The 15,344-nt window shown below is 48.9% G+C and carries 12 protein-coding genes; 6 read left to right on the forward strand and 6 right to left on the reverse strand.

Annotated features, from left to right (window positions below):
- Positions 1–32: 32 nt before the first annotated feature.
- From BM056_RS20160 to BM056_RS20180, 5 genes are all read right to left on the reverse strand, one after another.
- On the reverse strand, positions 33–1,607 hold the full coding sequence (locus BM056_RS20160; RefSeq protein WP_092473828.1) for an ABC transporter substrate-binding protein: 1,575 nt from the start codon (positions 1,605–1,607) through the stop codon (positions 33–35).
- A 380-nt stretch (positions 1,608–1,987) separates the two neighbouring features.
- A complete protein-coding gene (locus BM056_RS20165) occupies positions 1,988–3,745 on the reverse strand; it encodes a PAS domain S-box protein (protein WP_165613626.1) in 1,758 nt (585 codons plus the stop codon).
- A 361-nt stretch (positions 3,746–4,106) separates the two neighbouring features.
- Complete coding sequence (locus BM056_RS20170; protein WP_165613627.1) at positions 4,107–4,772, reverse strand: indolepyruvate oxidoreductase subunit beta; 666 nt, start codon at positions 4,770–4,772, stop codon at positions 4,107–4,109.
- The gene (locus BM056_RS20175) at positions 4,733–6,649 is read right to left on the reverse strand and encodes a thiamine pyrophosphate-dependent enzyme (protein ID WP_238456572.1); all 1,917 of its coding nucleotides are present in this window, start codon (positions 6,647–6,649) and stop codon (positions 4,733–4,735) included. The genes BM056_RS20170 and BM056_RS20175 overlap by 40 nt, the downstream gene beginning before the upstream one ends.
- 5 nt (positions 6,650–6,654) lie before the next feature.
- Positions 6,655–7,752, reverse strand: coding sequence for a Coenzyme F420 hydrogenase/dehydrogenase, beta subunit C-terminal domain (locus BM056_RS20180; RefSeq protein ID WP_092473836.1), 1,098 nt, complete (start codon positions 7,750–7,752; stop codon positions 6,655–6,657).
- A 465-nt stretch (positions 7,753–8,217) separates the two neighbouring features.
- Between BM056_RS20180 and BM056_RS20185 the strand changes: the two genes are divergently transcribed.
- The 5 genes from BM056_RS20185 (at position 8,218) to BM056_RS20205 (ending at position 13,092) form a co-directional block, all read left to right on the forward strand.
- The gene (locus tag BM056_RS20185; RefSeq protein WP_092473838.1) at positions 8,218–9,438 is read left to right on the forward strand and encodes a GHMP family kinase ATP-binding protein; all 1,221 of its coding nucleotides are present in this window, start codon (positions 8,218–8,220) and stop codon (positions 9,436–9,438) included.
- Positions 9,416–10,102 (forward strand): phosphoribosylanthranilate isomerase, encoded by a 687-nt coding sequence (locus tag BM056_RS20190; RefSeq protein ID WP_092473840.1) that lies wholly within the window; start codon positions 9,416–9,418, stop codon positions 10,100–10,102. The genes BM056_RS20185 and BM056_RS20190 overlap by 23 nt, the downstream gene beginning before the upstream one ends.
- The gene (locus BM056_RS20195) at positions 10,099–11,133 is read left to right on the forward strand and encodes a zinc-dependent dehydrogenase (protein ID WP_092473842.1); all 1,035 of its coding nucleotides are present in this window, start codon (positions 10,099–10,101) and stop codon (positions 11,131–11,133) included. The genes BM056_RS20190 and BM056_RS20195 overlap by 4 nt, the downstream gene beginning before the upstream one ends.
- Positions 11,134–11,210: 77 nt before the next feature.
- On the forward strand, positions 11,211–12,017 hold the full coding sequence (locus BM056_RS20200; RefSeq protein WP_092473844.1) for a class I fructose-bisphosphate aldolase: 807 nt from the start codon (positions 11,211–11,213) through the stop codon (positions 12,015–12,017).
- Between the two features lie 310 nt (positions 12,018–12,327).
- Complete coding sequence (locus tag BM056_RS20205; protein WP_092473846.1) at positions 12,328–13,092, forward strand: MerR family transcriptional regulator; 765 nt, start codon at positions 12,328–12,330, stop codon at positions 13,090–13,092.
- 347 nt (positions 13,093–13,439) lie between these two features.
- On the opposite strand, the gene BM056_RS20210 is transcribed toward BM056_RS20205, so the two are convergent.
- Positions 13,440–14,588: an aldo/keto reductase gene (locus tag BM056_RS20210; protein ID WP_092473848.1), complete on the reverse strand. Its 1,149-nt coding sequence runs from the start codon at positions 14,586–14,588 to the stop codon at positions 13,440–13,442.
- A 258-nt stretch (positions 14,589–14,846) separates the two neighbouring features.
- Between BM056_RS20210 and BM056_RS20215 the strand changes: the two genes are divergently transcribed.
- Entirely contained in the window at positions 14,847–15,236 is a 390-nt protein-coding gene (locus tag BM056_RS20215; protein WP_092473850.1) for a MerR family transcriptional regulator, read from the forward strand.
- The last annotated feature ends 108 nt before the right edge of the window (positions 15,237–15,344 follow it).

Below are 15,344 nucleotides of genomic sequence, written 5' to 3' on the forward strand. Positions count from 1 at the left end.
CCCCTCCCCAAGCCTGACCGTCCAGGCCAAAGCTATTTAACTTCAATATTTTTTAAATCCATATCAAACATAGTGGCTCCCGGTTGGAATCCCGTAACACCGTCCCGATAAACCACCAGTTTGACAATATCGTAAAGGGGAATGCAGGGCGCCTGATGATGGAGCAAATCCCAGATCTGGTTGCAAAACTCCTTCCGTCCGGTTTCATCCGGGTCTCCGAAAGCCTTTGCAATCAACTGGTCTAGTTCCGGGCTGTGGTAGGCGTATTTCCAGCTGGCCGCCCCGGAATCATATTTGTCCCCCGGGGCAATACCTCCGGGAGTGGTAGGCAGGCAAAAGCTATGGTGAACAAACAGGTCGTACTGGCCTTCATTTTTCTTCTGCCCGGCGGAGCTGCTTTCCAGTGTCAGCAGCTGCAAATCCACCCCTATTTTTTTAAGCTCGGACTGAACATATACCGCCACCGCATCGGCATTGGCCTCCCCTGCGGGAATCAGCAGTTCGCAGCTGAAGGGTTTACCATCCTTGTCCAGCAGACCGTCCCCGTTGGTGTCCCGCCAGCCGGCTTCGGCCAGCAGCTGTTTGGCTTTTTCCTGATCGTAGGTGAATTTCTCTTTCACTTCAGAGGGGCCGTATTTGAACCAGGGGGCGGTGATGGTATCGGCTGGTTCTGTCAGCCCCCCGAAAAGCTCCTGAACCATTTTTTCCTTGTCCACGGCATAATTGAAAGCCAGTCTGACATTTCTATCGTTGAAGGGCTCACGCCGGCAGTTGAATTCCAGCACCTGGTAACGACCGTAAGATTGGGTGCTGACCTGATAACCGGCCTGCTTCAATCCTGGCACCTCCACATAGGGAACGCTGGAATGGTGCTCGGCAATGCCGATTATATCAACCTCACCCGCCTTTAACGCAACGATTTGGGCTTGGGGGTCGGGTATTCTGTACCAGATCACTTTATCCAGTTTTTGTTTATCTCCCCAGTAGCTGTCATTGCGGATTAAAACCGCCTGCTTGTCCTTTTCATAGGAATCAAGTTTGTAAGGACCGGTACCTATAAAATTGGTCAGTTTTCCCTCTGAGCTGCCCGCCGGTTCCAGCGCCCCGGGACAGAGCATGGCGCAGGATGATGAGTCTGCGAGGTCCTGTAAAAAGTTGGCACAAAACTTGTTGAAGCTTACCGTTACCGTATATTCATCCGGGGTATTGATGTCCTGTATAGACTTTCCCCAAACTTCACTTTGGGACATCCACTCCAGTGAAAGCTTCGCGGTCTCCGCGTTGAAGGGTGTTCCGTCATGGAAGGTGACGCCCTTTCTCAAATGAAAGGTGTAATCCTTTCCAGCCCCGGACACTTCCCAGGACTCCGCCAGAGAAGGCTGGATGTTGCCGGTATGATCCAGTTTAACCAGGGAATCAAATATCAGCATTTTGCCTTCCATGGCGCTTTTAAAATCAAAAGCCGCGGCCAATTTTAAAACATTTTCAGCGGCTGCCGGCGCCTTTTCCTGTGGCCCGCCCCCACCACCGCAACCGGTCAGCAAAATCATGACGAGAAAGGAAACCAAAACCATTAGTACTGTTTTTTTAATAATTTTGATTTTCATGAATTCATCGACTCCTTTTTAGCTAATAACTGGTAAGTACCTGGTGTTTTTTAAGTTATCGCCCTCCCGCCGTAAAAAATAAAAAACCACGAAAGGCCCCGCTTCGCGCCGGGTCATGCCTTCGTGGTTTTTTTATCTTATGTAGTATCAATGAATCCTGATTCGTCAGGAATTTGTCCGAGGTTTTATAGATCTTCTTAAGTGATTTTGCAAATTTATGAAAAAATAAACGTTGATGATTAAATTAATTTTAAACACCAATTGTAATGTTGTCAATTGAAATTATTCCGAAATTATTCCATACCAGTGTTTGCACTATTATTAAAGGCAGAGGATCTTGGTGGCTTTTATGTTTTGGTTGCGGCCACCGCAAAGCTCTGCTACAGTCTGAACCAAACGTAAAAAGTAGTTCCCTTGGGACCGGTTTCCACTTTTATCGTGCCATTGTGCCTGGCGGCGATGCTGTAACAAACTGCCAGCCCTAAACCCGTTCCATTATCCTTGGTACTGAAGAAGGGAGTGCCCATCCGCTCAAGTAAGCGTGGCTCAATCCCTTTGCCTTGATCCTGTACCGCCAAAACCACCTTTTCGCTGTCAGCAAATGTTCTTATGGTCAAAATTCCCCGGGGGGACATTGCTTCCAGACCGTTGCGAACGAGGTTAAGAATGAGCTGGCGAATCTCTTTCTCGTCCAGGAGCAAATCCGGAATATCTTTTAGCTCCACTTGATAATACTTATCGGAGACCATTGCGTCGGCCTGAATTAACGGAGACAGGGCTTGCACTATATTATTGAGGTTCTGCGTTTTTAAATCTACTACTTTGTTCCTGGCGAGCGAAAGATACTCCGTAATTATTGAGTTGGCCCTGTCCAGTTCCTCGATCATGAGATCATAGTATTCCTTATATTGAATACACACCTTTTTACCACCAAGCACTTGTAGTAACCCGCGTACGGTAGTCATCGGATTCCTAATTTCATGGCCGATACCGGCAGCCATTTCACTGATCAGGTTCAATCGGTCGAGGCGGGCAATTTCCTTTTCCATCTGTTTGCGTTCAGTGATATCAATTACGTTACCCATTATTGCATACTGACTATTGTATTCAATATTGGTCGATAAAACTTGAAACCAGATTAATTCTCCATCTTTTCGACAAGCACATAATTCGTAATAAAACCTTACTTGATTCTCCCCGGAATTAGTCATAAGCCTTTCTTTAATTATATCTTGATATTCGGGGTGTAAAAATTCCCAACATTTTTTCCCAATCATTTCTGAGGAAGAATAGTTTAGCATTTGAGTGAAACGATCATTTACATAAACAAAAACCCCCTTCTGGATTATATATATTCCAGTCAATGAATTATCAGTCAATACGCGATAGCGCTCTTCCGACTGTTTGAGGTTATCTATGAGTTTATCTCTTTGCCTGGTAGTAAATTCATAGTCTTCTACCAACTCCTGTGTGACAGATCTCATTAACCAGCTGAGTAAACGTTTTATCAAGCTGTTTTTTTTCCAGGTAACTGTGAAGACACAACATTCACTACCATCTACTACGCATTTAATCTCTTCAATTTTACCGCCCCGAACTCCGGCAAGCCGGGCCATACCTGAATAAATGCCAAGATTCCAGTTACAAACATCCTTGGTGACATGATATCCCGGTTTATAATGCAGCTCAAATATTGCTGAACTATCCGTCAATTCAACTAACCTTACCTCTTTTGTCCGGTTAAAACGTGCATTTAGCCTGGATACATGATGGGCAAGAATTTTGGGGCCGAATATTCTTGCCATAAATAAGGAGCTTTTAGACATATGATTGATAACGGAGTTTTCCCCTGCTGTAAATAAAGGATTCGGTCCCGAAACCACCTTTTTGACATTCGCGAGGAGTTGTAGAGAAAATTCGTTGGAAACCCAGTAAGCATTGTCCAGCAGGTGGTGTTCTTGAACGGGGGTAACTTTTAAAGGATCATATTTATCAGCAATGAGATATTTTTCGCTGTTAATCAGTCCCCGGGTTACCAGTTGAACCCCTTCGTCTCCATAATGCTTTCGCAGATAGCTTATTAATCCTTTAAAATTGTTATTATTTATTTCTTTTTCCATCGCAATTTTCTCTTTCATTTTTTCGGTACCTCCTAAATGGACATTAGGACATACAAGCTCTGGCAGCGACATTTCCCATGCAACTTATGGCATTAAGTTTTTGTTTTTGACAAACACCTCTTTATTGCCTTCGGGAACGATGTCGAATTGTCCAATATCCATAGAAAAAGATCAGCATACGCTATTGTTAATTTCCAAAGTTGAGCCTCTTCTAAACTGCATTTCAAAACCCACGGTATAAGAAAACAATATAAAACCCCGCCAAGGAAGCAATTCCAAGCGGGGTTATTTTGACGTCAGAACAAATGGGCTCTGTACCGGGGATCATATTAGTCAAAAAGAAGCCCCGCACGCGAAACGTAAAGCGGGGCTTCTTTTGTTATTTCACAGGTAACGCAACGTGCTCCAAACCTACTGTAAAAGCTTTTAGATTTAACTCGCGGATATGATCCTTAAACAATGATTTAATTGTTTCCACAAAGTATTCCCGGCCGAAGGGTAAAAGCCCGCTGCCCGCCAGGGCGCCGGTCATCACCATGTTGGCAGCCATCGGGCTGCCGGCCTCTTTGGCCAGTTCCGTAGCCGGCAATACGTGCATCCGGCTGACCATTTTTTGCACCGCCGCCCTGATGTTTTGCGGGCGGGGATATTTGTCTTCACCCAGTAAGCACCCCAGGGGGTAGTTGGGCCGGTCGTTCATAATAATTACCGTATCGGGATTGGCATAGTCCATCATTACCCGCAAGGTTTCCAGCGGTTCAAAACCGGCTATCACGTGAGCCCTGCCACGGGGGATCAGCGGGCCGTACGGTCTGTCCCGGGATATGCGCACATGGCTCATCACCGAGCCACCCCGCTGGGAGACACCGAAGGTTTCACCCACCGCCACCCGGTACCCGGCCTCAGCCGCTGCAACTGAAACAACCTGGGAAGCCAGCACGTTGCCCTGCCCCCCCACACCGGTAATAATCATATTCAGAGGTTCATAAAAAGCGCCCATGCCGTTTACACCGTCCTTTCCACCACAATGGCCTGTTGGGGACAAAGCGTCGCACATACCCCGCAGCCGTTGCAAACAGCTTCATCTATGCGCGCCTTGCCGCTTTCGGCGTCCCAAATGTTGGCCGGGCAGGCAAACACTTTACTGCAAAACCTGCCACAGCCGCAGCTATCACCGATACACTTGGCCGGGTCAACGTAAACCCGGTTCTTCCGCTTGCCTTTTACCGCCGCCAGAGCGCAAGTCCGCCGCAGAATAAGAACCCGGGGGCCTTGCTGCTGCAGCATCAGGTATACAGCTTCAGTGGCTGCCGGCACATCGTAAGGGTCCTGAACCGCGTATGGTATACCAATGCCGCGGATAAGCTCTTCCATTTGCACGGTATCCGCCGGTTCCCCGGTGGCGGTCAGTTCCCGGCCCGGGTGCGGCTGGTGGCCGGTCATAGCCGTAGTTTCATTATCCAGCACCACACACATGAAGTTGGCCCGGTGGTAGCGAGCGTTAACCAGTGCCGGAAGAGCGGCATGATAGAAAGTGGAGTCGCCCACCACGGTAATTACGGGCTTATCAAAGCCGAAGCAGTCCAGTTTGCCAAGCCCGGAGGCGATACCCACACCGGCACCCATGCAATGCATGGTTTGCAGCAGATAATAGCCCGTTCTGACAATACCCAGCGTATAGCAGCCAATGTCACCCAGCACAATGCCGCCTCGCCCGTCCAGTTCCAGGGCTGTCCTGATGGACCAGAAGGAAGCCCGGTGCGGGCAGCCCGCACAAAGGGCCAGTTCACGATCCGGCATTTTTTCTCCGAGCAGGTCCAGGATTTCTTTTTGATTAGGCCAGGCAGGCCTGGTATAGGAGGTGCTCCATATGGCAGACAGAGATTGCGCCAGCACATCGGGGTCAAGCTCACCTATCCCCGGCCCGTGGGGACCGGCAACCCGCCCGTTCCTTTTACCGTAAAATTTTATTCTTCCAACCTCATCCCAATGACGGGCCGCTAGGGCCATCACGTTATCTTCCACAAAGGGTTCTACTTCTTCCGCAAAAACCACTTCGCCGGCAGCCTTTAAATATCCTAATAACAGTGTTTCAGGCAAAGGCCAGGTAATACCGAGCTTCAACACTCCGACCTGCTCGCTTAGCCCCAGCATCTCCAGTGCTTCCAACGCATACATATAACAAGGCCCGCTGGCTATGACCAGCCGGTTGGCATCGCCCGGGCCGTGATAGGAGTTCAGCCGGGAATTGCCGGCCATATCCGCTGCCCGGGCCAGCTTTTGCTCCAGCAGGGCATGCAGCTTAATGGAAAAGGTTATAACCCGGTCCTGTTTAGTAAAAACAGCCCGCCTGTTGGCCGGGGCCAGTTCCCCCAGCAGCACATCTCCGCTGGCATGGCAGACCCGGGTGACGCAGCGTACAACCACGGGCAGTTGCAGGCTTTCCGACAGGGAAAAAGCTTCCCTGGTTACGTCTTTGGCTTCCTGCACCGAGGCAGGTTCCAGTACGGGCAAATGCAGCGCCTTGCACAGGTTGCGTGAATCTTCTTCCCGCACACTGGAATGGGCGCCGGGGTCGTCCCCCACCACAATAACCATACCGCCCCGGCAGCCCGATATGGCCAGCGCGCTGGCAAAGTCCAGGGCCACATTCAGGCCGTCGGCCTTCATGATCACCAGCGACCGCAAACCGGCAAAGGAAGCGGCAGCCGCGCCTTCCATCGCTACTTTTTCATTAATTGACCACTCGGCATATAGATTAAACTGCCGGGCCAATTTAGCCAGCGTGCCCAGCACCTCCGCAGTGGGAGAACCAGGGTAGGAAGAAGCATATCCCACGCCGGCCTCCAGGGCGCCCCGGGCGATGGATTCATTGCCCGTCAGCGCAACCTTGCTCCCCGGCTTTTCGCAGCATACTCCCATGATGGTCACTGGTCAATCCCTCCCCACTGTTCTTCCATCAGCTTTTTGTATTCCGGCGGCACTACCGGACAACCGGGCTGCCCCGGCTTGTATTCCGGCATATGCAATACCCGCATTTTCTTATTCAACACAGCCCGCCGGAGCAAAGGGAGTCTTTCAGCAGGGTATTCCCCAACCTCCAGCACATTTTTCCGCAGCGCCAGGTCAAGCAGTTCCCGCCCCTTGTCCGAACGCACCACCACTGTATTCCAGGCCGGGTCATACTCGGTGGAACCCACCGCGATATCGGCCCATTCAGAAGTGCTGTCCAAACATAAATTACAAGGCTTTTTAATATAGGGCCGCAAATCTTCCACCTGCCACCGGTAAGTACCTGACGCTGTTTCGATAACCGGACCTGCCACCGGAATGTCCATCTTAATTATTTTTTCTTTAACTTTTTGCTCCAGAAAATGATAAAATTCCGAATCCAGCGACCAGAAACAAAACAACCCCAGCACCAGCCCGAATGATCCAACCTGATTGAACTGCGCCCCCGGTAAACGGCCCTGTGCCGCTTTGCGCACAGCCAGCACCTGGCAGGGCCGGCCGACTATACCCGGCTGATCAAGGCCCTCCCGTATCGCCCTGTTCAATATCTCCAGCGTGGGAACACCTGTATACTTGGACCCGGCACAGGCCCTGGCTTCTTCAGCATTACGGGCCAGCACCGGATAAGGGTTGAAAATATCCCCGCCGGTCAGAGCCATTGCGGATACCAGCCCCTCTTCCAGGGCCAGAGCCGCCAGTGCTGAAGTCACGCCGCCGTACTGGGCCCCTGCAGCCCTGTCTTGCACCGCCCGCGCGATATATAATCCCTGCATTACGCCCAGGGCCTGATCTTCCCTTTCCCGGCCAAAAACAACCCGGTCCATTGCTCCAACGTCCACCCCTGTCTTGGGGCAAATGCTGTAACACGTACCTTCCGCCAGCCCGCAGGGGTAAATCACCCGCACCCTGTCCCGGGCTGTTTTTATATATGGGCACAGCCCCACGCACATGCCGCAAGAAGAACATAAATCTTGATCTAAGATATCCTTTTTCAAATCTTCCTGACCCGGCATATTCCATCATCTCCCTTGCTACTATTGCCATTCAACAAGCCTGCCTAAGCTTGTTCTAGATTTCGCTTTCCGGATGACAATTACCTTTAGGCAGCTCCAATAATATTAAACATATAACCAATAACCGTCTATGGGGTTGCGGCCTTTTATGGCATATCCATGATGTGTTGAAATAATCTGTCAGTTGGATTATAATCAAAGTTGTAGAATGGTAGGATGGTAAATAGGATCAAGGCAGCTTTGATGCAGCCTTCGGATATATGTGCCGGTGTATTTAGCTTCGTTTAACTTTAACATTGGCATTAATATATTTTTTACCTAAAACACCCTGCCGGGGTGTTTTTTTATTTTTGGGCCCGGCCAACGGGTAAAAGGAGGTGGGATAGCTGCAGCAGCAGTCAGGCAGCATGGTGTTAGTTCAGGTCAATCCGTTAAAGGCAGATAAAAAAATGGGAGGACAGTAGTATGGCAATAAATAAGACGTCAATTATGCCGCGCAAACAATCAATTGAAATCGGTATTATAGGTGGACCCTTTGACCGCATAACAACTGTTTTGGAGGAGTTTGAACCCGGTCAAAAGGATTTTATTGTTCACCCCCAAATTTTTGGGGTAGAGCCCCGCAAGGTTGAGGAAATTGCGGAAAGGGAAGTCGAGGTAACTGTACCGGCACGCTTGCATACCACCGTGCTGGATATGAACCGTTTCAACACCACCCGGCCCGGTGGCGGCGGCATCGGTCTTGCGGTGGGCATTTACTTCCGGGCCCGGGTACGGTCCACTAAAAATCCGGAAATTATCGTACAGGGCCAGCGCACGCTCATTGTAAAACATTTTGCCCGGGTATTTAAAGAGATATTGGGCTTTCCCGGCGGATTTGAAATTGAACTGTATGATCACGGGCGGCGTCATGTGGGAATGGGTTCATCCACTGGTTCCATGACGGCGGCCTGTGTCGGCATCAATGAAGTTTTGGGCCGCCCTTTCAATAACCGGGAACTGCGCCGGATTTTGGGTTTCAACGCCTGCGAAGAAAGCGCCATGAATAAAAACTATCTGATCCGGGGCTTTGAAACAGGGATAGGGGCTATGGCCGGTATAAACGGCGGCATGGTGCTGGCCACTGATGATATGGAGCTGATTTACCGCATCCCCCTGCCGGATACCCGGGCTTTAATTATTATTCCGGAGGTGCCCAGCCTGGACGATGAGTTTACAGGCAAAGACACGGCCGCCCAACCGGAGGTTGAACTATTAATGCGCCGGGCCCGCTACCTGGACCATTTGCAGTGTGGAACCAAATCACAGATAGTGCTGCTGGATTTGCTGCCGGCTATGGCCAGGGGGGACCTGAAGGCCATGGGCAACGCCCTTTTTGACCTGTCCTACCTGGGGTCCAAACGTGCCGAGTGCGAACAGCACGGATTATTCGGCGCCCCCATTTACCGGTACACCGGCAGTCTGCGGCAAATTGGCGCCGAGGTTGTGGGCATGAGTTCTGTCGGGCCGACAATTTATGCCCTCACCCGCAGCACGGAGGTTTACCAGCGCATGATTAATTTTTTGGCTGCGGAAAAAGTGCCCTCAAATAGGATTATTGAAACATTTATCGATAATACCGGCGCCAGTATAATGGAGAACGGAGAAGAAAGGAATTATCAGCATGAAGGCTGGCTGCAAAGTTAAAATTTGTGGAATTACCAATCTGGAAGATGCCCGGCTGGCTGCCGCCGAAGGAGCTGATTACATCGGCGTGGTGGTGGACGTGTCTTTTTCTCCCCGCTCGCTGACTATCGAACAAGCCGGGAAAATATTTGCATCACCTTACCGGCCGACAGTGGCGCTGGTGCATCAAATATCCTTTACCAAGCTTGAATTATTAATCAGTTCATTAAAACCCTTTGCGGTACAGTTTCTTAGTCGGGCGGCGGATCTTATCGTCCGGGCTAAAAAAATATATCCAGGGATACAAATGTGGCAGTCCATCCACCTCCCGCCGGCTGATGAACAAGTCAACCGGCCGGAAATAGAGCGGCTGGTGTGGGAATGTTCCGAGGCGGGAGCTGATTTGGTTGTGTTTGATACCGCGGCAGTTATCAGCGGCTCAAAGAGATTTGGCGGAACAGGGCGGCAAAGCAACTGGCAGCTGGTTCAGCAGCTGGTAAAGAATTGCCCGCTGCCCGCTTTCCTGGCGGGGGGGATAAATCCGTCCAATGTTGCCCAAGCAATAGCGTTTGTTAAACCGGCCGGCATCGACCTTTGCTCCGGAGTGGAAGCCTCGCCTGGTCAAAAGAGTTTAAATAAATTAAGGGCGCTCATGACCGAGGTCAGAAAGGAGAATGCATTATGAAAGCGGCCGTGGTATATGGGATTAACGACATTCGCATTCAGGAAGTGGCCCGCCCCGAGCCGGGTGCCGGGGAAGTTGTAGTAAAGGTGCGGGCTTCGGGCATCTGTGCCACAGATGTTAAAATGCTGCTGGGCCAGGGCCTCCCCAAAAACCTGCCGGCTATTCTGGGGCATGAGGTAGCCGGGGAAATCTTTAGCGTGGGACCCGAAGTGGTAGGCCTGCAGCCCGGCCAGCGGGTAGCGGTTTACCCGATTGCAGTATGCGGAGATTGTTATTTCTGCCGCCGGGGCAGGCATAATCTTTGCGAGCGGGAATTTGGCCTGGCCCACGGCATTGACGGGGGGTTTGCCGAGTATGTGCGCATTCCCCGGCAGATTATTGACATTCAGGGGGTCTGCGAGCTGTCCCCGTCCATTGCCTTTGAACAGGCCGCTATGGCAGAGCCCCTTTCCTGCTGTTTGGCCGCAGCCCGTCAGGGGAAGGTGCAGAGCGGGGATACCGTAGCCATAGTCGGGGCCGGCCCCATGGGGCTGTTTCACTTAAAAGTGGCACGTCATCTAGGCGCCCGCGCGATAGTGGCGGACCTAAATCATGCCAGGCTGGATATAGCGCGGCGCATGGGAGCGGACCTGTGTATTAACACCCAACGGAACAATTTTATAGATGAAGTGCGCCGGTTTACGGAAGGACGGGGAGCTGATATGGTCATAGCCGCTCTGGGTATCCCCCCGGTTATGGAGCAGTGTTTGCCCGCGGTGCGCCAAGGCGGTACCTTTAATATCTTCGGCGGGCCGCCGGCGGGGCAGCAGTTGACTATTGATCCGCGCTGGCTGCATTACGGAGAAATCAATTTAACCGGCACATTTGCCTCCACTCCGCTTGATTTTCAGCGTGCTCTGGCCGCGATAACTTCCGGGGAGATTGAAGTGCGTGATATGATTTCACACCGTTTTAAACTGGATAACATGTTGGACGCGGTGGAGCAGGTGCGCAAACAGAGCATGATTAAAGGAGTCGTCATCATGGACTAACGGCATCCGACCAAAGGGAGCGGCAAGGTATTTGAGCAAATCACTTGAATAAATAATTAAAAAAGGGGCTTTTAATAATGGACGGTATGCAAATTAGATTGCGCAGGCTATTTGACAGTGCCTCGGGAAATTCCCTGGTGGTTGCCGTGGACCACGGCATGGCCCTGGGGCCGATGACGGGGTTGGTCAATGTGCAGGAAACCATTTCCAAGCTGGAAAATACCGGTATGGTAGATGCCTGGCTATTAACAAAGGGAGTTTATCGTTACGCCTTTCATCCCCGGGGATGTCCGGGCGTGATCATGCGCATTAGCGGCGGAGCCACTATTGCCGGGCCGGAATTGACCCGCGAGGGCTTGACCGGGAACGTTGAAGAGGCACTGGCCCTGGGGGCCGACGCCGTAGCCGTATCCGCTTTTATCGGGTCACCCTATGAGCATGATACCCTCATCAACCTGGCTCAGGTGGCCGGCCGGTGCCGGCGCTGGAACACACCGCTGCTGGGAGTAGTGGGAGTGGGGAAAATTAATGAGGACAAGAAGCAGGACCCCCGCTTTATTGCTTTGGGAGCCCGGGTGGCGGCAGAACACGGAGCCGATCTGGTAAAAACATATTTCACCGAAAAGGATTTTGACCGGGTGGTGGCCGGATGTCCCGTACCGGTATTAATTGCCGGAGGGCCAAAGTGCGAAACAGACCTGGATACATTAAAAATGGTCTACGGAGCCATCCAGGGCGGTGCCCGGGGAATAGTAATGGGGCGCAATATCTGGCAGAGCCCCCACCCGGAAGCGCTGCTGGCGGCGGTTGACGGAATTATACACCACGACCTGGGGGTAAACGAGGCACATGAGCTGCTTACGGAACGGCAGGCCGGTATGTAACAGGTAGCATGGAATGATATAATTTACCAAACATTGTATACAAAAACCCAGGGTATTATTGCCCTGGGTTTGGTTATTAGAAATACCATTTGATCACATTCTTATGCTGCCAACCGATAGAATTGGTTTGTAAAATAAAGCCCCCTTTTAAAAAAAAGGCAAAACAACACTATTTAAAGCTGCCAAACTGACCAATTAATTAAGGCAATAGGATAATCCCCTAATTGAGAAACCAAATTTTTCTGGATTTCATACCTGTTGACATTGACGTTGCGTAAAGGTGTATAGTTAATTTGTCAGGAGGCGGGCGATGGAATATACAGTACAAAAACTAGGTCAAATGGCAGGTATCAGCACTAGAACATTAAGGTATTATGATGAAATAGGCATTCTTAAACCGGCAAGAATTAACTCTTCAGGATATCGCATATATGGTCAAAATGAGGTTGACAGGTTACAACAGATTCTTTTTTATAGAGAGCTGGGTTTGAGTTTGGAGAGCATCAAAGAAATAGTAACCTCACCTTCCTTTGATGGTGTAAAAGCGCTAAGAGAACACCGTAATAAGCTTCTTGAAAAAAGAAAGCAATTGGACCTGTTGATTGCGAATATTGATAAAACGATTGCGTTAAAAGAAGGGAGAATTACGATGAATGATCAAGAAAAATTTGAGGGCTTTAAGCAAAAGTTAATCAATGATAATGAACAGAAGTATGGCAAGAAAATTCGTGAAAAATATGGTGACGAGGCTGTTAATAAGTCGTATCAAAAAGTCAAAGGCATGTCAAAAGAACAGTATGAAGATGTTGAAAGACTTGGTAGCGAGGTTATTAAAACACTCGAAGCTGCGTTTAAAACAGGTGATCCGGCCGGCGAGCCGGCCCAAAAAGCGGCGGATCTACATCGTCAATGGTTAAGCTATTATTGGGATTGTTATACCAAAGAAGCACATATAGGAGTTACTCAGATGTATGTAGATAACGAGAGATTTACTGCCTATTATGATAAGAATCAACCTGGGACAGCAGCATTTTTAAGGGATGCGGTACTCATTTATACCGGCAGGAGAGCATAACTCCTAAATTCCTTAGGTAAATCAGTATTATCTGGCTATACTAAAGCAAACTTGATAAAATTATGGATGCAGATTACTCAGAGAAACAATATACCAACCGCTTACTAGTTAAAGCCCAAAACCACCTGGGCCAGACAGGTGGTTCTGCTTTGCCTTAAACGGCAGCAGGATGACGGAGGGATTTAAAGCTGTGTCTAAAACTAAAATCTTGGTAGTGGATGACGATATCCCACTACCAAGATAGTGTCCATAAGAAAAGCCCGCGTGTCCTTTAAACCCTTCTCCAGAAGCGCTCCGGCATCCCAATGGGGGCGGAGGCGCGTACTCAAATCAATTTATCTCAACCATTACTCAAATAACTCTTTAACACGCTTTAGTTCGTCACGAATGGCAATGCTTTGCGGGCAATGGCTCTCGCAATTGCCGCATTCCAAACACTTGGAGGCGGGAGCCCCCATTTTCGCCCACATCTCATACATTCCCTTAGCTGCAGGAGGGGCGTCAAAAACCCAGTAGTCGTTATATGTTGAAAAGCATACGGGAATATTTATGCCTTCGGGACAAGGCATGCAATACGAGCAACCTGTACAATTCACTTTTATTCTTTCTTTAAAAAGATTCTTAATCTGATCAATAATTTTCATTTCTTGGGCGGTTAATGAATTAGCCTGCGCTTCCCGGGCCACTTTGATATTTTCCACAACATGCTCCATGGCGGTCATGCCACTTAATACAACGGATACTTCCGGATGATTCCATACCCAGCGTAAAGCCAATTCCACCGGTGTTTTCCGCACATCGGCCCGATCAATAACAGCTTTTGCCGCTTTGGGCAGATTGGCGATATTACCGCCTCTCAGAGGTTCCATAATAACAACGCCAAGCCCTTTTTGCGCTGCATACTCCAACCCTTTCTTGCCCGCCTGAAAATCTTCATCCAAGTAATTATACTGAATTTGGCAGAATGACCAATGATAATAATCTACGATTTCTTTAAACAAATCAAATTGATCATGGAAAGAAAATCCCGCATATTTAATTCTTCCATCTTTTATCGCTTGATCTAAAAATTCGCTAATCCCGGCTTCTTTTAATCCTGGCCAAACATCTTTGTTTAGCGAATGCACCAAATAGAAATCAATGACATCGGTCTCCAGGCGCTCCAACTGTTCATTTAAGTATTTGTCCATATCGGCTCTTGTTTTAATCAGCCAGCTGGGAAGCTTTGTCGCTAAATTGACCCGCTCTCTGTACCCATCCATTAAGGCTTTAGCAAGAAAAGGCTCGCTTGCTCCGCCGTGAGTAAGACCGGTACCGTGATATGGATACGCAGTATCTACATAATTTACGCCAGAATCAATAGCATACCGAATCATGTTAATCGCTTTTTTCTCATCAATATTGGTTGGATCGTTGCCGATAACCGGCAGTCTCATACAGCCAAATCCCAAAACGGAAACCATTTCACCGGTTTTGCCAAACTTTCTGTACAACAAAATAATTCCTCCCTTTTTCCCACTACTGCACAGCAGAATAGTATATCAATTCTGTTTCAGGACATTAACGATCTAAGATGTATTGGCTTGCATGCCCCGAACTAAGGCGGCCGTTGCAAGAGGTCCAAGCTGCTTTTAGTATATTACTTAGAGTTAACTCTAAGTCAATGCCAAAAAATAAAATTCATTGCTTAGAGTATGCTTTAACCCATATAATATGCATGGCAGGAACCATTTCTTATACGAGGGGCGAAAGAGATGAGTTATTCAATCAAAGAGGTGTCCCAAAAATTTAATATATCTTCATATACATTGCGCTACTATGAAAAGGAAGGACTCTTACCCCCCATTCAGCGTACAGCCAATGGGACCAGACAATATAGCGATGTTGACCTCGAATGGCTTCAGCTTATTTGCTGCATGAGGGCCACAGGCATGTCCATAGCTTATATCAAGGATTATGTGGAGCTATGCCGCCTCGGAGAAAATACTATACCCCAAAGGCGTCAGATTATTCTTAGACAGAAAGAAATTATTGAAAATCATATTAAGGAATACAAGGATCTGCTAAAGCTGGTAAATAAAAAATTAAAGTACTATGACAACATCATGGACTCCGGTCAAAATATCCTGAATCCTCAAAAATAGAAGCAATATACTACTTGAATACACTATTGCCACAGGAATATTACTGTGATATTCTTGATTTAATAACAACTAAATATTAACAACAAGGGGAGTTCCTGATGTGGAGCT

The sequence above is a fragment of the Desulfotruncus arcticus DSM 17038 genome (assembly GCF_900113335.1).
In the GTDB taxonomy this organism is placed as follows: Bacteria; Bacillota; Desulfotomaculia; order Desulfotomaculales; family Desulfallaceae; genus Desulfotruncus; species Desulfotruncus arcticus.